Source organism: Mycobacterium sp. NGS22, assembly GCF_059813095.1.
The window spans coordinates 1-22318 of sequence record NZ_JCALDY010000029.1 but is presented as its reverse complement, the minus strand read 5'-3'; the positions used below and the strand labels follow the sequence as shown (position 1 = coordinate 22318).

Annotated in this window: 21 protein-coding genes and 1 pseudogene; 10 read left to right on the top strand and 12 right to left on the bottom strand. The window is 68.3% G+C overall.

The genetic code is table 11. The features are described from left to right. Nucleotides 1–5: 5 nt before the first annotated feature. Nucleotides 6–698 carry a DUF3159 domain-containing protein gene (locus AC5Y47_RS21455; protein ID WP_499946298.1) on the top strand — a complete coding sequence of 231 codons (693 nt, stop codon included), beginning with the start codon at nucleotides 6–8 and terminating at the stop codon, nucleotides 696–698. On the opposite strand, the gene AC5Y47_RS21450 is transcribed toward AC5Y47_RS21455, so the two are convergent. Beyond that, nucleotides 695–1369: a potassium channel family protein gene (locus AC5Y47_RS21450; protein ID WP_499946265.1), complete on the bottom strand. Its 675-nt coding sequence runs from the start codon at nucleotides 1367–1369 to the stop codon at nucleotides 695–697. The genes AC5Y47_RS21455 and AC5Y47_RS21450 overlap by 4 nt on opposite strands. A 7-nt stretch (nucleotides 1370–1376) precedes the next feature. After that, the gene (locus AC5Y47_RS21445) at nucleotides 1377–2048 is read right to left on the bottom strand and encodes a potassium channel family protein (protein ID WP_499946264.1); all 672 of its coding nucleotides are present in this window, start codon (nucleotides 2046–2048) and stop codon (nucleotides 1377–1379) included. A gap of 101 nt (nucleotides 2049–2149) precedes the next feature. Here AC5Y47_RS21445 and AC5Y47_RS21440 point away from each other — a divergent pair, with 101 nt between their 5' ends. The 4 genes from AC5Y47_RS21440 to dxs all read left to right on the top strand — a co-directional run bounded on the left by AC5Y47_RS21440 (nucleotide 2150) and on the right by dxs (nucleotide 8837). Beyond that, the gene (locus tag AC5Y47_RS21440) at nucleotides 2150–4147 is read left to right on the top strand and encodes an APC family permease (RefSeq protein WP_499946263.1); all 1998 of its coding nucleotides are present in this window, start codon (nucleotides 2150–2152) and stop codon (nucleotides 4145–4147) included. Further along, entirely contained in the window at nucleotides 4144–5337 is a 1194-nt protein-coding gene (locus AC5Y47_RS21435) for a class I SAM-dependent RNA methyltransferase (RefSeq protein ID WP_499946262.1), read from the top strand. Before AC5Y47_RS21440 ends, AC5Y47_RS21435 begins: the two co-directional genes overlap by 4 nt. 70 nt (nucleotides 5338–5407) lie before the next feature. Beyond that, nucleotides 5408–6871, top strand: coding sequence for a cation:proton antiporter domain-containing protein (locus AC5Y47_RS21430; RefSeq protein WP_499946261.1), 1464 nt, complete (start codon nucleotides 5408–5410; stop codon nucleotides 6869–6871). Between the two features lie 37 nt (nucleotides 6872–6908). Continuing rightward, nucleotides 6909–8837 (top strand): 1-deoxy-D-xylulose-5-phosphate synthase, encoded by a 1929-nt coding sequence (gene dxs, locus AC5Y47_RS21425; protein WP_499946260.1) that lies wholly within the window; start codon nucleotides 6909–6911, stop codon nucleotides 8835–8837. Here dxs and AC5Y47_RS21420 read toward each other — a convergent pair. The 3 genes and pseudogenes from AC5Y47_RS21420 to AC5Y47_RS21410 form a co-directional block, all read right to left on the bottom strand. Further along, on the bottom strand, nucleotides 8834–10120 hold the full coding sequence (locus tag AC5Y47_RS21420; RefSeq protein ID WP_499946259.1) for an HRDC domain-containing protein: 1287 nt from the start codon (nucleotides 10118–10120) through the stop codon (nucleotides 8834–8836). The two genes, dxs and AC5Y47_RS21420, sit on opposite strands and share 4 nt — an antisense overlap. 1 nt (nucleotide 10121) lies before the next feature. Beyond that, nucleotides 10122–10777: pseudogene (locus tag AC5Y47_RS21415) on the bottom strand (DUF3000 domain-containing protein). Nucleotides 10778–10813: 36 nt separating this feature from the next. Next, nucleotides 10814–11620 carry an enoyl-CoA hydratase/isomerase family protein gene (locus AC5Y47_RS21410; RefSeq protein ID WP_499946258.1) on the bottom strand — a complete coding sequence of 269 codons (807 nt, stop codon included), beginning with the start codon at nucleotides 11618–11620 and terminating at the stop codon, nucleotides 10814–10816. A gap of 53 nt (nucleotides 11621–11673) precedes the next feature. Here AC5Y47_RS21410 and hemE point away from each other — a divergent pair, with 53 nt between their 5' ends. Genes hemE through hemQ form a run of 3 tightly spaced genes read left to right on the top strand, consistent with a single transcriptional unit; the run spans nucleotide 11674 to nucleotide 14767 of the window. Next, nucleotides 11674–12735: a uroporphyrinogen decarboxylase gene (gene hemE / locus AC5Y47_RS21405; protein WP_499946257.1), complete on the top strand. Its 1062-nt coding sequence runs from the start codon at nucleotides 11674–11676 to the stop codon at nucleotides 12733–12735. Further along, nucleotides 12732–14066: a protoporphyrinogen oxidase gene (locus AC5Y47_RS21400; protein WP_499946256.1), complete on the top strand. Its 1335-nt coding sequence runs from the start codon at nucleotides 12732–12734 to the stop codon at nucleotides 14064–14066. Before hemE ends, AC5Y47_RS21400 begins: the two co-directional genes overlap by 4 nt. Before the next feature lie 5 nt (nucleotides 14067–14071). After that, nucleotides 14072–14767 carry a hydrogen peroxide-dependent heme synthase gene (hemQ, locus tag AC5Y47_RS21395; RefSeq protein WP_499946255.1) on the top strand — a complete coding sequence of 232 codons (696 nt, stop codon included), beginning with the start codon at nucleotides 14072–14074 and terminating at the stop codon, nucleotides 14765–14767. Between the two features lie 88 nt (nucleotides 14768–14855). Here hemQ and msrB read toward each other — a convergent pair whose 3' ends face one another. From msrB to AC5Y47_RS21375, 4 genes are read right to left on the bottom strand one after another with little or no spacing between them, the layout of a single operon-like run. After that, nucleotides 14856–15266, bottom strand: coding sequence for a peptide-methionine (R)-S-oxide reductase MsrB (gene msrB, locus AC5Y47_RS21390; RefSeq protein WP_499946297.1), 411 nt, complete (start codon nucleotides 15264–15266; stop codon nucleotides 14856–14858). Between the two features lie 5 nt (nucleotides 15267–15271). Beyond that, a complete protein-coding gene (gene aftC / locus AC5Y47_RS21385; protein WP_499946296.1) occupies nucleotides 15272–16600 on the bottom strand; it encodes an arabinofuranan 3-O-arabinosyltransferase in 1329 nt (442 codons plus the stop codon). Nucleotides 16601–16620: 20 nt separating this feature from the next. Further along, a complete protein-coding gene (locus AC5Y47_RS21380) occupies nucleotides 16621–18180 on the bottom strand; it encodes an alpha/beta fold hydrolase (RefSeq protein ID WP_499946254.1) in 1560 nt (519 codons plus the stop codon). 27 nt (nucleotides 18181–18207) lie between these two features. Then, nucleotides 18208–19005, bottom strand: coding sequence for a pyrimidine reductase family protein (locus tag AC5Y47_RS21375; RefSeq protein ID WP_499946253.1), 798 nt, complete (start codon nucleotides 19003–19005; stop codon nucleotides 18208–18210). Between AC5Y47_RS21375 and zapE the strand changes: the two genes are divergently transcribed. Beyond that, the gene (gene zapE, locus AC5Y47_RS21370; RefSeq protein ID WP_499946252.1) at nucleotides 19004–20044 is read left to right on the top strand and encodes a cell division protein ZapE; all 1041 of its coding nucleotides are present in this window, start codon (nucleotides 19004–19006) and stop codon (nucleotides 20042–20044) included. The genes AC5Y47_RS21375 and zapE overlap by 2 nt on opposite strands. Here the strand turns inward: zapE and AC5Y47_RS21365 are convergent. The 3 genes from AC5Y47_RS21365 to AC5Y47_RS21355 are packed head-to-tail and all read right to left on the bottom strand — an operon-like array spanning nucleotide 20016 to nucleotide 21852. Next, entirely contained in the window at nucleotides 20016–20549 is a 534-nt protein-coding gene (locus AC5Y47_RS21365) for a GNAT family N-acetyltransferase (protein ID WP_499946295.1), read from the bottom strand. The two genes, zapE and AC5Y47_RS21365, sit on opposite strands and share 29 nt — an antisense overlap. Nucleotide 20550: 1 nt before the next feature. Beyond that, nucleotides 20551–21075 (bottom strand): hypothetical protein, encoded by a 525-nt coding sequence (locus AC5Y47_RS21360; protein WP_499946251.1) that lies wholly within the window; start codon nucleotides 21073–21075, stop codon nucleotides 20551–20553. 45 nt (nucleotides 21076–21120) lie between these two features. Beyond that, nucleotides 21121–21852, bottom strand: coding sequence for a Clp protease N-terminal domain-containing protein (locus AC5Y47_RS21355; protein WP_499946250.1), 732 nt, complete (start codon nucleotides 21850–21852; stop codon nucleotides 21121–21123). A gap of 121 nt (nucleotides 21853–21973) precedes the next feature. Between AC5Y47_RS21355 and AC5Y47_RS21350 the strand changes: the two genes are divergently transcribed. Beyond that, a complete protein-coding gene (locus AC5Y47_RS21350; protein WP_499946249.1) occupies nucleotides 21974–22285 on the top strand; it encodes a DUF732 domain-containing protein in 312 nt (103 codons plus the stop codon). The last annotated feature ends 33 nt before the right edge of the window (nucleotides 22286–22318 follow it).

Genomic DNA, 22318 nt, shown 5'->3' with positions numbered 1-22318 from the left:
ACCGGATCCCCGTGAGCAGCCACCGGGCCGAACGTCTACTGGCACAGGCCGGTGGCCTCGGCGGTCTCATCTACTCGTCGCTGCCGGTGCTGGTGTTCGTGATCGCCTCCAGCGTCGCCGGACTGCTGCCCGCTATCGGCGCAGCTCTGGGCGCGGCGGCTCTGATCATGCTGTGGCGGCTGATCCGGCGGGAATCGGTGCAACCGGCCGTGTCCGGGTTCTTCGGAGTCGCCGTTTGCGCCTTGATCGCCTACCTGGTCGGGCAGTCCAAGGGCTACTTCCTGCTCGGCATCTGGATGTCGTTGGCGTGGGCCGTGGTGTTCGCGGTGTCGATACTGATCCGCCGGCCGGTGGTGGGTTACCTGTGGAGCTGGGCCAGCGGACGCGACAACAGTTGGCGCGGGGTGACGCGGGCGCTCTACGCGTTCGATCTGGCGACGCTGTGCTGGACGTTGGTGTTCGTCGCTCGGTTCGTCGTCCAAGGGCAGCTCTATGAGCTGGGCAAGACCGGTTGGCTCGGGGCGACTCGGATAGCGATGGGGTGGCCGCTGACCGCGCTGGCGGCGTTGGCGACGTATGCGGCGATCAAAACCGTGCTGCGCGCGACCGCGCAGGGTCCCGCCGAGACCGAGGCCGAGACCGAGCCCGAGACCGAGCCCGACGACGCGGATATCGACGGCAGGGCCGTCCTCGACTAGTCGACGCGGTCGGAAGCCGGCAGCAGCAACCCGCGCAGCTCCTCTTCCACCTCGGCGACCGCGACGAACAGCAACTCGTCACCGCCTTCCAGCGGTTCATCGCCCTGCGGCACGATCACCCGGGGTCCGCGCAGGATGGTCACCAGCGCGGCGTCGCGCGGTAGCCGCAGTTTGCGCACCGCTTTGCCGCCCCACGGCGTGTCGTCGGGCAGGGTGATCTCGACGAGATTGGCCTGACCCTTGCGGAACTCCATCAGCCGCACCAGATCGCCGACGGCGACCGCCTCTTCGATCAGCGAGGCCAGCATGCGCGGGGTGGAGACGGCCACGTCGACGCCCCAGGCATCGGTGAACAGCCATTCGTTGCGCGGGTCGTTGACCCGGGCCACCACCCGGGGCACCGCGAACTCGGTCTTGGCCAGCAGGCTGAGCACCACGTTGACCTTGTCGTCGCCGGTGGCGGCCACCACGACGTCGAAGTCCTCCAGGTGCATCTGCTCAAGCAGGCTCAGTTCGCAGGCGTCACCCAGCAGCCAGTGCGCGGCCGGGATGGCGTCGGTGTCCAGGTGGTCGGCGTTGCGCTCGATGAGCGTGACGTCGTGCGAGTTCGCGACGAGCTCACGGGTGACCGAGCGGCCGACGGCGCCCGCCCCGGCGACAGCTACCTTCATGCGCGCCTCATCTGTCCAGGTCCTCACTGGGCGGCAGCGCCGCGATGGCCACCGCTTCGGCGGCCCGGCCCGAGATGGCCGCGACGTAGACCTGGTCGCCGTCCTGCAAGACGGTCTTCGGCTCGGGCAGGACGCCTTTGCCGAACCGGATCAGGAACGCGACTCGCGCGTCGGTGGCCTGTTCGAGAGCGGTGACGCGGTGCCCCACCCAGTCCTCGTGCAGCACCACCTGGGCGACGGCGACGGTACCGGTCGGGTCCCGCCACTTCGCGGTCTCGGTCTCCTGCGTCAGGGCGTTCAGCAGCCGGTCGGTAGTCCACGGCACCGTGGCGATCGTCGGGATGCCGAGGCGTTCGTAGACCTCGGCGCGCTTGGCGTCATAGATCCGGGCGACCACGCGCCGCACACCGAAAGTCTCGCGGGCCAGCCGCGCGGAGATGATGTTCGAGTTGTCACCGGAGGACACGGCAGCGAACGCGTCGGCGCCTTCGATGCCCGCACGCAGCAGCACGTCCCGGTCGAAGCCCTGGCCGAGCACCCGGTCGCCGGCGAATTCCGGGCTGAGCCGGTTGAATGCGGCGCTGTCGCGGTCGATGACCGAGACGTCATGGCCGATCCGCGACAGTCCGTCCGCCACCGAAGACCCGACCCGGCCACAGCCCATCACAACCACCCGCACGTGGAGGTCCTTTCGGTTGTGTACTGCGTGGATTCCGGTCGTGAAGATTCTCGCCTACGGAACGCTACCGCCAAACCCGCGTGGGCTTACTCTTGGCTCTCGTGTCCAAACTTTCAACCGCTACGCGCCGGCTGCTCATCGGGCGGCCGTTTCGTAGCGACCGGCTGAGCCACACGCTGCTGCCGAAGCGGATCGCCCTGCCGGTGTTCGCCTCGGACGCGCTGTCTTCTGTGGCATATGCCCCCGAAGAGGTATTCCTGATGCTGTCGGTGGGTGGCCTGGCCGCGTACTCGCTGTCCCCGTGGATCGGGCTGGCGGTGGCCGCGGTCATGTTGGTGGTGGTGGCCAGCTACCGGCAGAACGTGCATGCCTACCCTTCCGGCGGCGGCGACTATGAGGTGGTGACCACCAACCTCGGGGCCAACGCGGGCCTGACCGTGGCGAGTGCCCTGATGGTGGATTACGTTCTCACCGTTGCGGTTTCGACGGCTTCGGCGATGTCGAACATCGGCTCGGCGGTTCCGTTGGTGGCTCACCACAAGGTGTGGTTCTGCGTGGGCGCGATCCTGCTGGTGACGGCGCTGAATCTGCGCGGAGTGCGGGAGTCCGGGCTGGCGTTCGCCATCCCCACCTACGCGTTCATCATCGGCATGGCCGGGATGCTGGGCTGGGGACTGTTCCGGATCGTGGTGTTGGGCGATCCGCTCAAAGCCGAATCCGCGGGATTCCAGATGCATTCCGAGCACGGTCAGATCGCCGGGTTCGCGTTGGTGTTCCTGATGGCGCGCGCGTTCTCCTCCGGCTGCGCGGCGCTGACCGGTGTGGAAGCGATCAGCAACGGGGTGCCCGCCTTCGAGAAACCGAAGTCGAAGAACGCCGCGACGACTCTGCTGATGCTGGGCGCCATCGCGGTGGCGTTGTTGATGGGCATCATCCTGCTCGCCAAGCGGATCGGGGTTCAGCTGGTCAGTGATCCCGCATCGCAGCTGTCCGGGACACCGGCCGGCTATTACCAGAAAACGCTGGTCACTCAGCTGGCGGAAACGGTCTTCGGCAACTTCCACATCGGCTTCGTCCTGATCACCGCCGTGACCGCACTGATCCTGGTGCTGGCGGCCAACACCGCGTTCAACGGCTTCCCGGTGCTGGGTTCGGTGCTGGCCCAGCACAGTTACCTGCCTCGCCAGTTCCACACCCGCGGCGACCGGCTGGCGTTCTCCAACGGCATCGCGTTCCTGTCGATATCGGCCCTGCTGGCGATCGTGGCTTTCCGGGCCGAGCTGTCCGCGCTGATCCAGCTGTACATCGTGGGTGTGTTCATTTCGTTCACGCTGAGCCAGATCGGCATGGTGCGGCACTGGACCAGGCTGCTGCGCACCGAGACCGACCAAGTGGCGCGTCGGCGCATGATGCGCTCGCGGGTCGTCAACACCATCGGGTTCATCGCGACGGGGACGGTGTTGCTGGTGGTCATGGTCACCAAGTTCCTGGCCGGGGCGTGGATCGCCCTGGTCACCATGGCGATGCTGTTCATGCTGATGAGGTTGATCCGCCGTCATTACGACGGGGTCAGCAGGGAACTGGCCGAGGAGGCAGCCGAGCACGGCGACGAGATCGTGCTGCCCAGCCGCAATCACGCGTTGGTGCTGGTGTCGAAACTGCACCTGCCCACGCTGCGCGCGCTCGCCTACGCGCGCGCGACCCGGCCCGACGTGCTCGAGGCCGTCACGGTCAGCGTCGACGAAGGCGAATCCAGGCAGTTGCAGCGTGAATGGGAGGAGAGCGACATCAGCATTCCGCTGAAGGTCATCGCTTCCCCGTACCGGGAGATCACCGGTCCGGTGCTGGAATACGTCAAGCGGCTCAGCAAGGAGTCGGTGCGCACCGTGGTCACGGTGTTCATCCCGGAGTATGTGGTGGGCCGGTGGTGGGAACAGTTGCTGCACAACCAGAGTGCGCTACGGCTCAAAGGGCGGCTGTTGTTCATGCCCGGGGTGATGGTGACTTCGGTTCCGTGGCAGCTGACTTCGTCGGATCGGGTCAAAGCGTTGCAACCGCAGTCGGCTCCCGGTGACGCGCGCCGGGGCATCTTCGATTGAATTCCGAATTCCCCTGTCGGGAAGCGCTTTTAACCACCGAAGCCGCAGCGAACGGCGGCAGCTGCATAGCGCATCATGACGGCCGGGTGGTCTTCGTTCGCTATGCCCTGCCGGGGGAACGGGTCCGGGTGCGGGTGACCGAGGAGCGTGGATCCTATTGGCACGCAGAGGTCATCGAGGTAGTCGAACCGTCGCCGGATCGCACCGAGTCGTTGTGCCCGATCGCCGGTGTGGACGGCGCCGGGTGTTGCGATCTGGCGTTTGCGCAGCCCGCGGCGGCCCGCGCGCTCAAGGCGGCGGTGGTGGCCAATCAGCTGGAACGGCTCGGCGGGCACGAATGGTCGGGGACGGCGGAGCCGTTGTCGGAGAGCGTCACCGGGTGGCGTACCCGCGTTCGGCTGCAAGTCGGAGCGGACGGACGCCCCGGGTTTCACCGCTACCACAGCGACGAACTTGTCACCGATCTGCACTGCGGGCAACTGCCCACCGAGATGCTGGACGGGCTGGATCACCCCGACTGGCCGCGGGGGGCGCACCTGCATGTCGCCGTCGACGACGACGGGCAACGACACGTGGTGCGCACCGTGCGGCAGGGTAAGCGGACCGTCGCCAAGGTGATCGAAGGCGACTACCACGCGGTACAGCGGGTCGGGACGCGAAGCTGGCGGGTGCCGGTGACCGCGTTCTGGCAGTCGCATCGCGACGCCGCGCGGGTGTACAGCGCCCTGATCGCGGACTGGTCGGGTGTGGGTTCTGGGATGACGGCCTGGGACCTCTACGGCGGGGCCGGAGTTTTCGCCGCGCAGCTCGCTGCCGCGGTGGGGGAGTCCGGCCGGGTGCTGACGGTCGACACCTCGCGGGGCGCGACCGGAGCGGCGCGTGCCGCGCTGGCTGACCTACCCCAGGTCGACGTCGTCACCGATTCGGTGCGACGGGTGCTGGCGGCCCGGGACATGACTGCCGACGTCGCGGTGCTGGACCCGCCCCGAACGGGCGCCGGACGCGAGTTGATCGACCTGCTGGCCGCGGCCGGAGTGCCCCGGATCGTTCATATCGGCTGTGAGGCAGCGTCTTTCGCGCGTGACGTCGGCCTCTACCGAGGGCACGGCTATGTCGCCGAGGCGATCAGGGTTTTCGACGCGTTCCCGCTGACACATCACGTGGAATGCGTCGCGTTGCTGACCCGCTAGACTCCGTCGCGGTGTGCCGGGAAGTCTGGTCGGCGCTGTCGTTGTCGACCGACCGGAAGGCTTCCCCGCTGTGAGCGAGACTCTGCGCTACGCGCTGATCGTCTTGTTCTGCAGCGCCGTCGGATTGGTTGCCGTGCTCGCCAACCGTCTCACCGAGAAGGTGAAAGTCCCAGTGGCTCTGCTGGTACTGCTCGGTGCTGCCGCCGCGGTGCGGCTGGTGCCCGCGGTGCAGCCGCCGTCCGAACGGACCGTGGAACGGGTGCTCACCATCGCGCTGGTCTTGGTGTTGTTCGACGGGGGAATGCACATCGGAGCGGCGCGCTTCCGGGCCGCGATGGTCCCGATCCTCTCGGTCGGCGTCATCGGTACCGCCCTGACCGCTGCCGGTGCGGCGGTGCTGTTGCACTACACATGCGGAATCAGTTGGTACGCAGCGGCACTGGTGGCCACCGCGGTGGCCCCCACCGACCCGGCGGTCGTCTTCTCGGTCCTGGGCAAACGTGAGATCGCCGGCCGCAGCAGCACCATCCTGGAGGGTGAATCCGGTGCCAACGATCCGGTCGGCATCTCGTTGCTGAGCAGTCTGATCGCCGCCGGTGGCCTCAGCGCGGCCGGATTCGCCCGCGTAGGAACCGAATTCGCGCTGCAGATGGCGATCGGCCTGGCGGTGGGGGTGATCGGCGGGCGGGCCCTGCTCGTGTTCATGCGGCGGGTGGCGCTGCCCAGCGAAGGGCTGTACTCGCTACGTACGTTGGCGTCCTGCCTGATGTTGTACGGGCTCGCCACGCTGGCGCACGGATCGGGTTTCCTGGCGGTCTTCGTCGCCGGCATCGTGATCGGGGACGCGCGGGCACCCCACAAACCCGACATCAAGCGATTCCACGCCGCCCTGGCCGGGCTGGCGGAAATAGTCGCGTTCGCGGTGTTGGGTTTGACTGTGAACGTCGACGTGCTGGTCCGGCCCGAGGTATGGATTCCCGGGTTGATCCTGGGGGTGGCCCTGACGGTGCTGATCCGACCACTGGCGGTGGGCGCCTGCCTGGTTCCCGTCGACCTGGCGCGCAACGAGCGACTCTTCATTCTCTTCGCGGGCCTCAAGGGTGCGGTCCCGATTCTGCTGGGTGAGTTCCTGCGGGCGGCTCATGTGCCCGACGCCGAACGCCTCTACGGCATCGTGGTGGTTGTCGTCGCCTTCTCCGTGCTGGTGCAGGGCAGCTCGGTGCCCGGCGTCGCGCGACTGCTGCGGCTGCCCATGCGGACCGTGGAACCGCAACCGTGGGAGATCGGTGTCCGCCTCCAGGACGAACCGGAAGGCGTCCATCGCCTGCACGTCGCGGCCGGCTCGGCTGCCGAGGGATGCACCATCGAAGGTCTCGGCGACCGGGTCGGCGACATCTGGGTCAGCATCGTGGTGCGCAACACCGGACTGGTGCCGGTGCGCGGCGACACCGAACTGCGGGCCGGCGACGAGGTCGTCGTACTGGCCGACCCCGACCTGCGCGGCTCCTTGGCCGAAGTGTTCGGCGCTTCGTAGGAGTGTCGCTCTCGTGCCTGCTGCGTAGACTGGCCTGATGCTCGAACAGATCCGGGGGCCCGCCGATCTGCAGCACCTTTCCCAACAGCAACTTCGCGACCTGGCGCAGGAAATCCGCGAGTTCCTGATCCACAAGGTTGCTGCCACCGGGGGACATCTCGGCCCGAACCTCGGTGTCGTCGAGCTGACGCTCGCGCTGCACCGGGTGTTCGATTCGCCGCACGACCCGATCATCTTCGACACCGGTCATCAGGCCTACGTGCACAAGATGCTGACCGGGCGCGCGCAGGATTTCGAGACCTTGCGCAAGAAGGGCGGCCTGTCGGGTTATCCGTCGCGGGCCGAGAGTGAGCACGACTGGGTGGAGTCCAGCCACGCCAGCGCGGCGCTGTCCTACGCCGACGGCCTGGCCAAGGCGTTCGAACTGACCGGGCACCGCAACCGGCACGTGGTCGCGATCGTCGGCGACGGCGCGCTCACCGGCGGCATGTGCTGGGAGGCACTGAACAACATCGCCGCTTCGAACCGGCCGGTGATCGTCGTCGTCAACGACAACGGACGCAGCTACGCCCCGACCATCGGCGGCGTCGCCGATCACCTGGCCACGCTTCGATTGCAGCCGGCCTACGAACAGCTGCTGGAGCGTGGCCGCAACGCGATGCGGTCGGTGCCGCTGGTCGGCGAGGCCGCCTACCACCTCATGCACAGCGTCAAAGCCGGCATCAAGGACTCCCTGGCGCCGCAACTGCTGTTCACCGACCTCGGTTTGAAGTACGTCGGCCCGGTCGACGGTCACGACGAGCGTGCGGTGGAGGTCGCGCTGCGTAGCGCCCGCGGCTTCGGCGGCCCGGTGATCGTGCACGTCGTCACCCGCAAGGGGATGGGTTACGGCCCCGCCGAGGCCGACGAGGCCGAGCAGATGCACTCGACGGGACCGCTGGACCCGCTGACCGGCCTGTCCACCAAGGTCGCCGGGCCCGGATGGACCGCGTCGTTCGCCGACGCGCTGATCGCGATCGGCCGCACCCGGCGCGACGTGGTCGCCATCACCGCCGCGATGCCCGGTCCCACCGGGTTGAAGGCGTTCGGGGAAGCCTTCCCGGACCGCTTGTTCGACGTCGGCATCGCCGAGCAGCACGCGATGACATCGGCGGCCGGGCTGGCGATGGGCGGCATCCACCCGGTGGTGGCGATCTATTCGACGTTCCTGAACCGGGCGTTCGACCAGATCATGATGGACGTGGCGCTGCACAAGCTGCCGGTCACGATGGTGCTCGACCGCGCCGGTGTCACCGGCAACGACGGCCCGAGCCACAACGGCATGTGGGACTTGTCCATCCTGGGCGTCGTGCCCGGCATGCGGGTGGCCGCCCCGCGCGACGCCGCCCGGCTTCGGGAGGAACTCGGCGAAGCCCTGGATGTCGACGACGGACCGACGGCGTTGCGCTTCCCGAAAGGCGATGTGGGCGAGGACATTCCGGCCCTGGAACGGCGGGGCGCGGGTCTTGCGGGGGTGGACGTGCTGGCGCTCCCGGCCGCGGGCCTGAACAAGGATGTGCTGCTGGTCGCGGTCGGCCCGTTCGCGTCGATGGCCCTCGCGGTCGCCAAGCGACTGCACAAGCAGGGCATCGGCGTGACGGTGATCGACCCGCGCTGGGTGTTGCCGGTGCCGGAGGTGTTGCGCGAGTTGGCAGTTGAGCACAAGCTGCTGGTGACGTTGGAGGACAACGGGGTGGCCGGCGGTATCGGTTCCGCGGTGTCGGCGGCGTTGCGGCGTGCCGACGTCGACGTCCCGTGCCGCGATGTCGGGTTGCCGCAGGACTTCTACGACCATGCGTCGCGGGGCGAGGTGCTGGCCGATCTGGGACTCACCGACCAGGATGTGGCTCGCCGGATCACGGGTTGGGTTGCCGCACTGGCGAGTTCGCCGGTGGAGCAGACGAAGATCAGCGAGCAGCTCGACTAACTTTCCGGTTGCGCTGCCCGCAGCACCGCCGCGCTCAGCACCGGCACTACAAGTTCGCGCTGCCACGGCCGGGCCTGCCCGGCGCGCAGATATCCCTCGGTGACCGCGACCGCATCGGTGGTGCCGGACGCCGGCGCCAATGTGTCCCATTCCCAGCACAGCCGTCGCACCAGGTCGGGGGCGATCAGGTTCTCCGCCGGGATCTGTACCCGCTCCGACAATTCGGCCAGCCCCGCACGGGCCGCCTCCAACCGGGCGGCCGCATCGGGTTTGCGCCGGCTCCACCGCGCCGGCGGCGGCGGACCGTACGGCGCATCCGCCACCTGCGGCGGATCCGGGTTCGCCCGCGCTTTCTGCAACGCCGACAGCCACATCGAGGCGTTGCGACGCTGGTTGCGCCCGCCGAATATCGGCAGTGCGGTCAGGTCGTCGACCGTTGCCGGGTCGGCGATGGCGGCGTCGATGATGGCCGAATCCGGCAGGATCCGCCGCGGCGCGATGTCGCGGCGCTCGGCGATCCGGTCGCGGGTGGTCCACAATTCCCGCACCGCGGCCAGCGCCCGTCGATCATGCACCTTGTGGATGCCCGACGTGCGCCGCCAGCGGTCCCGGCGGGTGATCGGGGCCACCCGGTCCTCGAACGTTCTCAGATACTCGAATTCCTGTGCGGCCCAATCGGTTTTGCCCTGCTGCGCCAAGATGTCGGAGATCGCCGCGCGCAGCTCGATGAGCAGTTCGACGTCCAGGGCGGCGTAGTTGAGCCACGCCGGGGGCAGCGGCCGTTTGGACCAGTCGGCCGCACCGTGCCCCTTGGCCAGTCCCTGGCTGAGCAGCCGTTCGACCATGGTGGCCAGGTTCACCCGGTCGAAGCCGGCCAGCCGTCCGGCCAGTTCGGTGTCGTAGAGCGCCGGCGGCCGTAGACCGACCTCGGCCAGGCAGGGCAGATCCTGATCCGCGGAGTGCAGAATCCATTCGTCCTGCCCGAGCACCTCGGCGACCGGCTGCAGCACCGTCAGGGGGTCACCGCCATGACTGACCGGGTCGATGAGCACGGTGCCGGCGCCGGAGCGCCGGATCTGGATCAGATAGGCCCGGTTGGAGTACCGGAAACCCGAAGCCCGTTCGGCGTCCACCGCGAACGGGCCGCGTCCGCGGTCCAATTGCGCTGCGGCCGAGGCGATCTGGCGGGCGGTGACGGAGAGGTCGGGCATGCCGTCGGCCGGGTGCAACAGCGGGGTGGGCTCGGGTTCGGTGCCACCCGGCGGATCAGTCTCCGCAGGCATGTCAGGCGCGTGACCGTGAGCTCAGGTCGGTGACTCCCGCCGGCGGCAGACCCGCCGCGTGCTCCAGCACATCGCAGAACGCCTGGACGTGGCTGCTCACGTCCGGGGTGGTGGCCGTCCAGGATGCGCGCAGTTCCAGCTGGTGCGCGCGAGGCGGACCGGAGATGTCGCCGTAGCGGACCGACGTGGTCGCGGTGACGGTGCCGCCGAGCGCGGTCATGTGTTCGGTGTGCGAATCCAGCGCCTCGGACAGCCAGCTCCATGCGACTTCCGGCAGCAGCGGGTCGATGGCCTCGTGCGAGTCCAGGTCGGCCTGGATGTAGGCGACCAGCCGCAAGGTGCCGTCCCAGGCGTCGGAGCCTTCCGGGTCATACAGCAGGATCAGCCGACCGAAGGCGTCGCCCTCGGACCGCTCGGGGACGATGTCGAGTTCGGGGTGTTTGACTTCGGCCCCCAGCGCGTAGCTGTAGGGCGCCAGGCGCTGCGGGGGACGGATGGGGCCCAGCTCGATCTCTGAACGCACGGTGACGGCGTTCATCGCCGCGACCGCCTCGCGGAACGGTTGGGGTTCGGCCGAGGTCATGAACGCAGCTCCAGCTCTAAGCCGCGCTTCGCATCGTTGTGGGCCCGCCTCACAGCTTCCGACGGTAGACCCATCGTCCAACCAGCGAAATCAGGCGCGCCGATCCGCACTCAGCTGTCGCGGCGTTCATTGAAGCGGGCGGGCCGCTTTTCCCGGTGCGCGGCCAGGCCTTCGCGCACGTCAGGGCCGGCGAACCCGATGAATTCCAGGCCGAGGGAGGTCTCGAACGCGGGTGCGAACATGCGGTACCAGTGATTGAGGCTGTGTTTGGTCCAGCGGATCGCGTTCTGGGCGCCGTCCGCGAGGTTCTCCGCGAGCCGCGTTGCGGTGGCCAGCACGTCGCCGTCGTCGACGCAGGTCGAGACCAGGCCGATGCGCTCGGCCTCTTCGCCGTCGAGCGGTTCGCAGGTGAGCAGGTAGTACTTGGCTTTGGCCATGCCGGCCAGCAGCGGCCAGCAGATCGCGGCGTGGTCGCCTGCCGCCACGCCCAGCTTGGTGTGTCCGTCGATGATCTTCGCCGACCGGCCCGCCACCGAGATGTCGGCGAGCAGCGCCACCACCAGTCCGGCGCCGACGGCCGGGCCGGTGATCGCCGACACCACCGGCTTGCCGAAGTTGACCAGGTTGAGCACCAGGTCGCGGGCCTCGCGCATGATGCGCAGCCGGCCCTCGTAGTCGTTGATGGTCTCGTCGATCAACTCGAAGCTGCCGCCCGAGGAGAACGCCCTGCCTTCGCCGCGGACCAGCACCACCCGCACCGCGGGGTCGCGGTCGATCACCGGCCAGATGTCGGCGAGGTCGCGGTGCATCTGCGGGCCAACCGAGTTCAGTCCGGGTGCGTCGAGCACCAGGTTGAGCAGGCCGTTACCGGTGAGTTCGCAGCGCAGGCTGGGGAAGTCGTCGTAGGTGGCGGGCATTGGCGTGATGTTACGGGCCGGGCCGCCGCGGCCGCGTGGCAGCATTGATGCCGATGAGTACCCGTCGTGACCTTCCGCAGTCGCCCTACCTGGCCGCGGTCGCCGGTCGTAAGCCCACCCGCACACCGGTGTGGTTCATGCGGCAGGCCGGGCGTTCGCTGCCCGAGTACCGGGCGTTGCGGGAACGGCACAGCATGCTGGCGGCCTGCTTCGAGCCCGAGGTGGCATGCGAGATCACGTTGCAGCCGATTCGCCGCTACGGCACCGACGCGGCGATCCTGTTCTCCGACATCGTGGTGCCGTTGCGCGCGGCCGGCATCGACCTGGACATCGTTCCCGACGTGGGGCCGGTGATCGCCGACCCGATCCGCACGACCGCAGACATCGAAGCCATGAAACCCCTTGATGCGCAAGCGATTCAGCCGGTGCTGGATGCTGTCGGCCTGCTGGTGGCGGCATTGGGTGACGTTCCGCTGATCGGGTTCGCCGGGGCACCGTTCACGTTGGCGTCCTATCTGGTCGAGGGCGGGCCGAGCCGCAACCATGCCCGCACTAAAGCGATGATGCTGGCCGAACCGGCCAACTGGCATGCGTTGATGACCAGGCTGACCGACCTGACCATCGAGTTTCTGCGCGGCCAGATCGGTGCCGGCGTGGACGCGATCCAGCTGTTCGACTCGTGGGCCGGGACGCTGTCGCTGGCCGACTACCGCGAGTACGTGCTGCCGCACAGCGCGCGCGTGTTCGCCACGCTGGCCGAACATGACGTGCCGATGACGCACTTCGGGGTCGGCACCGCGGAATTGCTGGGCGCGATGTCGGAGGCGGTGCAGCCGGGACGTGCTCGCGCGGTCGGGGTGGATTGGCGGACCTCGTTGAGTGACGCCGCCGCCCGGGTCGTTCCCGGCACGGCGCTGCAGGGAAACCTCGATCCGGTGGTGGTGCTGGCCGGCTGGGCGGTGACCGAGCGGGTGGCGCGGGCCGTCGTCGACGACGGGCGCCGCGCCGTCGATGCCGGGGCTGCGGGACATGTCTTCAACCTCGGTCACGGTGTGCTGCCGGAGACCGATCCCGGTGTGCTGACCGAGTTGGTGTCGCTGGTCCACTCGCTATGACAGCCCGCTCGTATTGCGTTGTGGGCGGCGGCATTTCGGGGCTGACGGCAGCGTACCGACTGCGGTTGGCCGATGCCGATGCGGACATCACGCTGTTCGACCCGGCAGACCGGCTCGGCGGGGTGCTGCGGACCGAGCTGGTGGGCGGGCAGCCGATGGACCTGGGCGCCGAGGCGTTCGTGCTGCGTCGTCCCGAGATGCCGGCGCTGCTGGCCGAACTGGGCCTGTCGGATCAGCAGCGGGCCAGCACCGGGGTGCGGCCGCTGATTTACAGCGGGCGACGGTTGAATCCTTTGCCGTCGGACACGGTGGCCGGGATCCCCTCGTCGGCCGCCTCAGTGGTGGGTCTGGTCGACGAGGCGACGGTCGCGCGCATCGAAGCCGAACCCGAACGGGCATTGCGCTGGACCCCGGGCAGCGACCCGGCGGTGGCCGAGTTGGTGGCCGACCGGTTCGGCGAGCAGGTGGTAGCCCGGTCGGTGGACCCGCTGCTGGGCGGGGTGTACGCGGGCTCGGCGGCGACCATCGGGTTGCGCGCGGCGGTTCCCGGCGTGGCGGCGGCGCTGGACCGCGGTGCGGCCAGCCTGACCGACGCGTTACGGGGCGTCTTGCCGCCGGCCGGCGGCGGACCGGTGTTCGGCTCGCTGCGAGGCGGCTACCAGGTGCTGCTCGACGAGCTGGTGAAGCGCAGCGGCGTCCGGTGGGTTCGGGCCGGGATCGACGCGCTGGAACCGGGCTGGACGTTGCGCGATTCGACCGGTGGCTGTTGGCAGGCCGACGGCGTAATTCTGGCGGTTCCGGCGGCGGAGGTCGCGCGTCTGGTTCAGACGGTGGCCCCTTCCGCGTCGTCGGCCGCCTCCCGGATCCTGACGGCCTCGTCGGTGGTCGTAGCGCTCGCGGTACCGGCCGAGACCCCGTTCCCACAGTCGTCCGGTGTGCTGGTCGCCACCGGAGAACGCTTGCGCGCCAAGGCGATCACGTTGTCGTCGCGCAAATGGGGGATGGCAGGGGAGGTGCAGCTGTTGCGGCTGTCGTTCGGACGATTCGGCGACGACCTCGCTGTGCGAGCGTCTGATGACGAGCTGCTGGGTTGGGCGCTGAGCGACCTGGTCGACGTGTTCGATCTGTCCGTCGAATTGCTCGACGCCCGGGTGCAGCGCTGGATCGACGCCATGCCGCAGTACGGGCCCGGGCATGCCGGACTGATCGCCGAGTTGCGCGCCGGCCTGCCGCCGACACTGGCCGTGGCGGGCAGCTATCTGGACGGGATCGGTGTGCCGGCCTGCATCGGGGCGGCCGGCCGGGCGGTCGCCAGCGTGATGGCACCATAGAAGGCATGTCACGCCTCGACTTCGACGCCCTCAACGCCACCATCCGCTACCTGATGTTCTCGGTGTTCTCGGTGAAGGCAGGCGAGTTGGGCGAGGACCGCGAAGCCGTCGTCGACGAAACCGCCACCTTCATCAAGCAGCAGGAGGAACGCGGCGTCGTGGTCCGCGGTCTCTACGACGTCGCGGGTCTGCGCGCCGACGCCGACTTCATGATCTGGACCCACGCCGAGCGGGTCGAAGCGCTGCAGGCGACCTACGCCGACTTCCGGCGCACCACCACGCTGGGTCGCGCGTGCACGCCGGTGTGGAGCAGCGTGGCGTTGCACCGCCCGGCTGAGTTCAACAAGAGCCACATTCCCGCGTTCCTGGCCGGTGAGGACCCCGGCAACTACATCTGCGTGTATCCGTTCGTGCGGTCCTACGAGTGGTACCTGCTGCCCGACGAGGAGCGGCGCCGCATGCTGGCCGAGCACGGGATGGCCGCGCGGGAGTACAAGGACGTTCGCGCCAACACGGTGCCCGCGTTCGCGTTGGGCGACTACGAGTGGATCCTGGCCTTCGAGGCGCCCGAACTGGACCGCATCGTCGACCTGATGCGCGAACTGCGCGCCACCGACGCCCGGCGGCACACCCGGGAGGAGACGCCTTTCTTCACCGGGCCGCGGGTGGGGGTCGAGCAATTGGTCAACGCGCTGCCCTGACGCGCCGGCCGAGGGTGAATTCCACGACGAGACACGCCGATTGCGTGTCGCCAGATTCCCACTCGGCGCAGCAGCCGGCTAGGGGGCCTCAAGCCTGGTCCGGGACCAACCGCAGCGAGATCGAGTTGATGCAGTACCGCTGATCGGTCGGCGTCGGGTAACCCTCGCCGGAGAACACATGGCCCAGGTGGCTGTGGCAGTTCGCGCACAGCACCTCGGTGCGGATCGCGCCCAAGGAGTGATCGGGGCGCAGGATCACCGCGTCGGAACTCGACGGGTCGAAGAACGACGGCCAGCCGCAGTGCGACTCGAATTTCTCTGTGCTGCGGAACAATTCGGCGCCGCAGGCCCGGCACTGGTAGATGCCCTGGGTCTTGGTGGCGGTGTACTCGCCGGTGAACGGACGCTCGGTGCCGGCGCGGCGCAGCACGTCGAACTCCTGCGGATTGAGCCTCTTGCGCCACTCGTCGTCGGACAGCTGCAGTTTCGGACGGGCGATGTCGGTCACGTCGCGCCGCTCCTTCCCAGATCTGGTACGGGTGCTGCTTCCACGCTAGCGCGGTCGGCGGGCGGGGTGAGCCACACCGGATCGATGCCGTCGTCCAGCCGGTTCTCCGCCTTGGCGTCCAGGTAGCGGAAATAGAGCACCGTGAACGTCACGATCAGCAGCAACGACCAGCCGTAGGTGATCTTCAGGTACTCCATCGCGCGGCCCCACCGCATCCAGTTGAACAGCAACCAGCGGTCCAGGGTCATGAAGCCGTAGATCCCCAGCCAGGCCGGCCAGTTGCGGATCACCGAGTTCGGCAGCACCACCGTCATCAGGAACGGGAACAACATCATCGAGTAGTAACCCTGGGCCAGCGACAACACCAGCCACGACCACAGCAACAGCACGCCCGAGGACGTGGTGAACCAGAACAGCGGGTCACGGGTGCGGTAGTAGCGGTACAGCAGCCACAACGCGCCGATCGCGATCGCGGTGAACAGCAGCCGCAGCCCGACGATCAGCCAGGTCGGCAGACCGAAGTACATGCCGTTGCCCTGGATCGAGCTGTTGAAGTAGTCCCGGGTGCCCAGGATGTAGGGCAGGGTGCGGGTGAAGAAGTCCGTCGCGTGCGGCACCACCGGGAACGCAGCGAGGTTGACGACCAATGGCACGACCAGCGCGGTGACCCACGCCCGCCACTGCCGGTTCAGCAGCGGCAACAGCAGCAGCGGTCCGAGCAGCGGTTTGAGCACCAGCGTCAGCCCGATCGCCAGTCCGGCCGCCCACTGCCGGCTGGCCCTACCGTCGAGCAGCCACTTCAGGAACAGCACCTCGAGCAGCAGGATGCAGCCGTTGATGTTGGTGAATACCAGCGTGTTGGTCACCGTCTCGGTGCAGAACATCGCCAGGGTCAGCGCGGGAGCCGCCACCGAGGACAGCGTGAAGTTGAACATCCGCAGCAGCAGGTAGGCGGCGACGAGGATGGCCACGGTGTTGATCGAGATGAACAGGTAGCGCGACGGCGCGAACGGCAGATACCCGAACGGCGCCATCAGCAGCGTGCCGCCCGGCGGGTACAGGTAGTGCGGGTCGACGTAGTCGAAATGCTCGTTGTAGATCTCCAGGCCGTGCCGGAAATTGGACACCGCCCGGTGGACCGGTTTGAAGTCGTCGGTGATGTTTCCGTTGGTGGTCAGCACGATGCTGCGGTGCAGCACCGAGAGGATGGCGACCGGCCACAGCACTGCCCGAAGGACTGATGCGGTGCTCGTGGGACCGGGACGGAAAGCGGCCTGCGCGGATTCCCGCAAGCCGGTTCTGGTCGAGTCAGCTGCCGTCACCAGCGCACCGTACTACGGGGCGTTCAGGCGGGGCAGTAGGTGTCGGTGCCGGGCAGCTTGCCGTTGTCGAGATAGCCGGTCAGCGGCGGAACCGCGCAGGAGGAGTAGATGCTGGCGCCGTGGCCGATGCCCTGCCACATCACCCGCTTGCTGGCGGCGTTGGCGTTGATGACGGCGGCCGCCGTCGCCGCGACCCCTTCGTTGCCGGCGATCGGGTCGTTCTGCACGCCCAGCAACAGCACGTCGACCTTGAGCTGTTTGGGAGGCTGCGGCGTAGAACCGGTCGGCCAGTGCACGCACTTGACCAGGTTGAGCGCCGCGACGGTGCCGAACTGCGGGTAGAGCTTGCCCCAGGCGACCACCAGCTCGCGCACCCGGTCCGGAGTCGGCCGGTTCACCGCGTCGCTGCAGTCGTTGACGAACTGCCCGTCGCTGTGTTGGACGGTCTCAGCGCGGTTGATCAGGTTGTTCAGCTGGTTCATGTCGCCGGAGCGGGCGGCGGCCAGCGCGTTGGCCAGGTTGGTGGTGTTGCCGACGCGGTCGCCGACCGGGAACCCCAGCGCGGTGGTGATGGCCATGGCGATCGAGGCCACCGAGGCGCCGCCCAGGCCCTGACCGCTGCGCGCCGACGACAGCAGCGCGCTGATGGCGCCTTTCGGGTCGGGTCCCAAAGCGCAGTTGACCGCCACGCACTGTCCGGCGAACGCGTCGAGCGCGGCCTGCTGACCTTTGACCTGTTGTTCGGCGACGGCCTCGGCGCTGGCGCCCAGCGCGACCGGCGAGTCCAGGATCAGCCGGGCCACTTTGTCCGGGCGGGACCCGGCATACGTCAGTGCCACCTGCGCGCCGTCGCCGATGCCGATCAGCGCGACCGCGGGGACGTCCCAGATGTTGCGCAGCCGCTCGATGTCGGACGCCGCGTGGGTGTTGTCGTAGGCGGAGTCGCCGGGCGCGATCGCGTCGGTGCAGTTGGTGGTGGCCGTGTTGGAGACCTCAGACAGGTTGGCCACCGGGTCGTCGCCGGTCTGGAACTGCGCCTGGTCGCGCATCTCTTCGCGGTCGAGGCGGTCGCGGCAGTCGATCGGGCTCGACGTGCCGATGCCGCGGCGGTCGATGGCGACGATGGGATGACTGCGCAGCACGTCCGCCCCGGCGCGGGACAGCCAGACCGGCAGCTGCGTCGAGGACGCGATGTCGGATCCGGTGGTGAAGATCAGCGGCCCGGCGTCCTTGGGGGTTTGGCCGGAGCGGGCACGGACGACGCCGATGCTCACCGATCCCGAACTGCCGTTGACCGGGTCGAGGTCGGCGTCGAAGGTGGCGCATTCCAGCTTGACCCCGGGTGCGCCGGGTACACCGGCGTCGGCGTTGACCTTGGACGTGCAGTCGCGCCAGGACAGGTCGTTCTTGGGTACCGCGATCGGCGCCGGGCCGCTGGGCGGCGGTTTGGTGGTGGACACGCCCTGCGGGCGGGCTCCGGAATTGGTGGCGAACCGGGGGTCGGCGCCGAAAAGCGGGACGCAGCCGGACAGCATGGCGGCCACCACGATCAGGATCGTGGCGGGCATGATGCGCCGACTCATGCGGACCACAGTAGCGGGACCCCCCGACTACTCCCTGACGTAGCGCGCGTACAGATAGCCGGCGTCGTCGGCGAGAACGTGGGCACAGCGCATCCGGGTCTGCACCTGGCCCAGCCCCGCGGCGATGCGGTGGGCCACGCCGCCGACGACGAAGGGCGCGATGGTCAGGCACAGCTCGTCGAGCAGGTCGCGTTCGATGAACGCACCCAGCAGGGTGGGCCCTCCCTCGGTCAGGATGCGCGACAGGCCGCGGGACTGCAGGGCGGTCACGACGGTGGCCACATCGACCTCGCCGGGATCGTCGGACGAGCAGGCGACGACGTCGTCGACCAGTCCGGCCAGTCGCCGGCGGACGTCGTCGGCGGCAGCGGCACAGGTCAGCACCAGCGGGGCCACCTCGGTGCGGGTGAAGACGGCCAATTCGTGGTCCAGGTGGCCGGTCTTGGTGACGATCGCGATCGGCGGCACCTCGCCCTGGCCACGGGCCTGCCGCTGTTGGCGCGCGGCCACGCTCAGGTGCGCACCGGCGTAACCCTCCGAGCGCACCGTTCCCGCGCCGACGACGATGACGTCGGCAAGTTCGCGCAGCACCACGAAGACGGCCCGGTCACCGGCGCTGCCCAGGGCGCCGCTGAGGCCTTCGACGGTGGCACCGCCGTCCAGGCTGGTGATGAAGTTCGCGCGGACCCAGCTGCGGTCCGGGGGATAGAAGTAGAGCTGAGGCAGTTCGGCGTCGCCGACTTCGCGCGCCGGGCCGAGCAGTCGCAGCGTGGCGTCGAACTCGGACACGAGGTTGATTGCAACACGCCGATACAGTTCCTTCATGCACGGGGCCGATTCGGGGGAGGTTGGGCACCTGGTGGATCGGCACCCGTCGGTGTCCTCGGAACGGCTGATCGGCCAGTTGCGGCCGCCGCCGACGTTCGCCGACGTCAGCTTCGCGACGTACCGACCGGATCCGGCTGAACCCACCCAGGCCGCCGCCGTCGCGTCCTGCCGGGAGTTCTGCGAGCAGGCCGAGCAGCGACGGGCAGGCCGCAAAAAGCTGTTCGGTCGCCGCGAGGTGCTGCCCGGCGTCGGGATGTATCTGGACGGCGGTTTCGGCGTCGGCAAGACGCATCTGCTGGCGTCGGCGTACTACCAACTGCCCGACGACAAACCCAAGGCGTTCGCGACGTTCGGTGAATTGACCCAGCTGGCCGGGGTTTTCGGTTTCGCCGAATGCATCGAGCTGCTGGCCGACTACACCGCGGTCTGTATCGACGAGTTCGAACTCGACGATCCGGGCAACACCACGCTGATCTCGCGAATGCTGTCGTCTTTGGTCGAGCGCGGTGTGTCGGTGGCCGCCACATCCAACACGCTGCCCGAACAACTCGGCGAGGGCCGGTTCGCCGCGCAGGACTTTCTGCGTGAGATCAACACGCTGGCAAGCATTTTCAGCACCGTGCGGATCGAGGGACCCGACTACCGGCACCGCGACCTGCCGCCGGCACCGCCGCCGTTGTCCGACGAGGAGGTAGCCGCCGGCGCCGCCGATCGGCCGGGGGCCACGCTGGACGACTTCGACGCGCTGTGCGCGCACCTGGCCACGATGCACCCGTCCCGGTACCTGACGTTGATCGAGGGCGTGACGGCGGTGTTTCTGACCGGCGTGCACCGTCTCGACGACCAGAACGTGGCGTTGCGGTTGGTGGCGCTGACCGACCGGCTGTACGACGCAGGCATTCCGGTGGTTGCCTCCGGGGCGAAGCTGGACACCGTCTTCAGCGACGAGATGCTGGACGGTGGTTACCGCAAGAAGTACCTGCGGGCCACGTCGCGGTTGCTGGCGCTCACGGCGGGGGGATTTCCCGGATCATGACGTGGTCGTCTTCGACGAACTCGCCCATCTGAAACGTCTTGGCGCCGTTGATCGCAAAGCCGCTCTTGACGTAGAAACGCAGTGCGCGGGTGTTTTTCTCGTTGGTGCCGAGCCACATGCAGCGGGCGCCCCATGCTGCGGCGGTGGCCACTGCGGCGTTCATCAGCTCCGTGGCCACACCGTTGCCATGAAAGTCGGGCAACAGGTACAGCTTCGACAATTCGACCGCCGGCCGCAGCGGCACGGCGCGCTGAATGTTCTCGTCGTCGGGAACACCGCGAATCAGCATGGCGTAACCGACGATTCGGCTCTGTTCGCGGGCGACGAATATCGCGCGCCGGGGATCGTTCAGGTACGCGGCGAAACAGGCCGTCGACAGATTGGTGTCGACGAACGCGGCGATGTCCTGCGGACGCGACCACGGAGGGCAAGCCAACGGAAAGGTGCGCGCGGCAACGTCGGCCAATTCTTGGGCGTCACCGGGATCGGCGCGTTCGATCTTCAGATCAGAGATTCCATTGCGCCAGGTGCACGCCGGTCTTGCGGTCCAGCAGGACAACCACGCTCACCGGGTCCCGATACGCGTCCCAGTAGACCCCGCCCCGCACCACCGAACCCTGCGGCGCGCTGGCCAGGGCGGCGTCCAGCCAGTCGGGGGCGTCGCACGGCCGCGGCTTGTAGGCGTCGGCGAACGGCGTGACCCCGTCGAAGCTGAAGTTGTTCGCCATGATGAAGGAATTGGGCACCCGTACCGCACGAACCACCACGTCGGCGCGGGCCACCGTGCTGTCGGGGAAGCTCTTGACCGGGACGCCGCTGCGCGTGTAGCCGAATCCCGGCGGCGGTTCGACCGGCACCACGCTGGTGACGGTGACGTCGGCGACATAGGTGCCGGTGTCCACCCGCAAGGTGTCGCCCAGGTGACCGATCGGTGCGTCGCCGGCGTGGGCGCGCGGCAGCGCGGCATCCACCGACAGCACGCCGGACCCCATGACGAGGAAGGCGGAAAGGACGATCAACCAGCGGCGCATCATCGCATGATTACACATGCGGTGACGCCGAGGGGAGGGGATTGTTCAGGTTGGGTTGGGCCCGCCGGTGGTCAGTGACTGTAGGGCGACCCGCAGATCGGTCTCGACCCGTTGCTTGTCGACGCCCGCTCGGTGCAGCGGCCCGGCGCCGTCCTCGAGTTCGAGTAGCGCCAGCAACATGTGTTCGGTGCCAATGTAGTTGTGGCCCAACCGGAGTGCCTCGCGGAAGGTCAGTTCGAGCACTTTGCGTGCGGGTCCGCTGAATGGGATCAGCGCGGGTACTTCCTCGGCGCGCGCAGGAAGTTCGACGGACTGACCCAATGCTTCGGTGTCGACCTGCTGTTGTCGAAGCAGCGCGGTGGCCAGTGCGGCCGGATCGGCAAGAACGCCAAGCAGCAGATGGTCGGGTGCGATCTGGTTGTTGCCGGCCTGGTGCGCGGCGTTCTGGGCAGCGACCACCGCGTTGCGGGCCCGGGGGGTGAACCGTGAGAAGCCCTGATCGGGGTCCAGTGGAGCGGCGTCGGCCTTGGGTACGAATCGCTTCTGGGCGGCCTGTTTGGTGACGCCCATCGCTTTGCCGATCTCGGTCCAGGAGGCACCCGAACGGCGGGCCTGGTCGACGAAGTGCCCGATCAGGTGGTCGGCGATCTCGCCGAGGCTTTCGGCCGCCAGGACGGCGTCGGTCAGTTGGTCCAGTGCGCCGGTGTGCACGGTCTTGATCACGTCGATCAGATCGTCCAGGCGGACCGGGTAGGCAATTTGAGTCGGTTCGACCATGCCGTCAACGATAGGTTGACGCGGTGGCCTGAGTCAACCGTGGGTTGACGGCTGGCTGCGCTGGCCTTCCGTTCGAGATGCGGGTGCGGTCCACCTCTGGGACCATCACCAAGCTATGAGGGTGCTGCTGGCATTGACCGGTCTCGTCGCGCTGACTGCCGCAGCGGCGCCGGTGCACGCAGATCCCAGCCAGGACCAAGCCCTGCTGGTATCCCTGAACGCGGCCGGAATCAAGTACAAGGACCCCGCGAGCGTGATCACCACCGGAAAAGCCGTGTGCGACATGGCCGCATCGGGTGAGTCGGGAGTCGAGGTCGTCCAGATGCTCCAGGGAGCGAATCCCGGTCTGTCGCAAGAGAACGCCGCCCGGTTCACCGCTATCGCGGCGGGCGTCTACTGTCCCGCGCAACTGCCGCCGAAGTCCGACTCCTAGCCGATGCGCGGTGTCGTGGCCGACGTCCAAGCG

What these genes read in the sequence shown, in the direction of transcription:
- AC5Y47_RS21450 (WP_499946265.1), bottom strand. Translation starts at nt 1,369, where the DNA reads ATGAAGGTAGCTGTCGCCGGGGCGGGCGCCGTCGGCCGCTCGGTCACC.
- dxs (WP_499946260.1), top strand. Translation starts at nt 6,909, where the DNA reads ATGCTCGAACAGATCCGGGGGCCCGCCGATCTGCAGCACCTTTCCCAA.
- AC5Y47_RS21420 (WP_499946259.1), bottom strand. Translation starts at nt 10,120, where the DNA reads ATGCCTGCGGAGACTGATCCGCCGGGTGGCACCGAACCCGAGCCCACC.
- AC5Y47_RS21410 (WP_499946258.1), bottom strand. Translation starts at nt 11,620, where the DNA reads ATGCCCGCCACCTACGACGACTTCCCCAGCCTGCGCTGCGAACTCACC.
- hemE (WP_499946257.1), top strand. Translation starts at nt 11,674, where the DNA reads ATGAGTACCCGTCGTGACCTTCCGCAGTCGCCCTACCTGGCCGCGGTC.
- AC5Y47_RS21400 (WP_499946256.1), top strand. Translation starts at nt 12,732, where the DNA reads ATGACAGCCCGCTCGTATTGCGTTGTGGGCGGCGGCATTTCGGGGCTG.
- hemQ (WP_499946255.1), top strand. Translation starts at nt 14,072, where the DNA reads ATGTCACGCCTCGACTTCGACGCCCTCAACGCCACCATCCGCTACCTG.
- AC5Y47_RS21380 (WP_499946254.1), bottom strand. Translation starts at nt 18,180, where the DNA reads ATGAGTCGGCGCATCATGCCCGCCACGATCCTGATCGTGGTGGCCGCC.
- zapE (WP_499946252.1), top strand. Translation starts at nt 19,004, where the DNA reads ATGCACGGGGCCGATTCGGGGGAGGTTGGGCACCTGGTGGATCGGCAC.
- AC5Y47_RS21375 (WP_499946253.1), bottom strand. Translation starts at nt 19,005, where the DNA reads ATGAAGGAACTGTATCGGCGTGTTGCAATCAACCTCGTGTCCGAGTTC.
- AC5Y47_RS21360 (WP_499946251.1), bottom strand. Translation starts at nt 21,075, where the DNA reads ATGCGCCGCTGGTTGATCGTCCTTTCCGCCTTCCTCGTCATGGGGTCC.
- AC5Y47_RS21355 (WP_499946250.1), bottom strand. Translation starts at nt 21,852, where the DNA reads ATGGTCGAACCGACTCAAATTGCCTACCCGGTCCGCCTGGACGATCTG.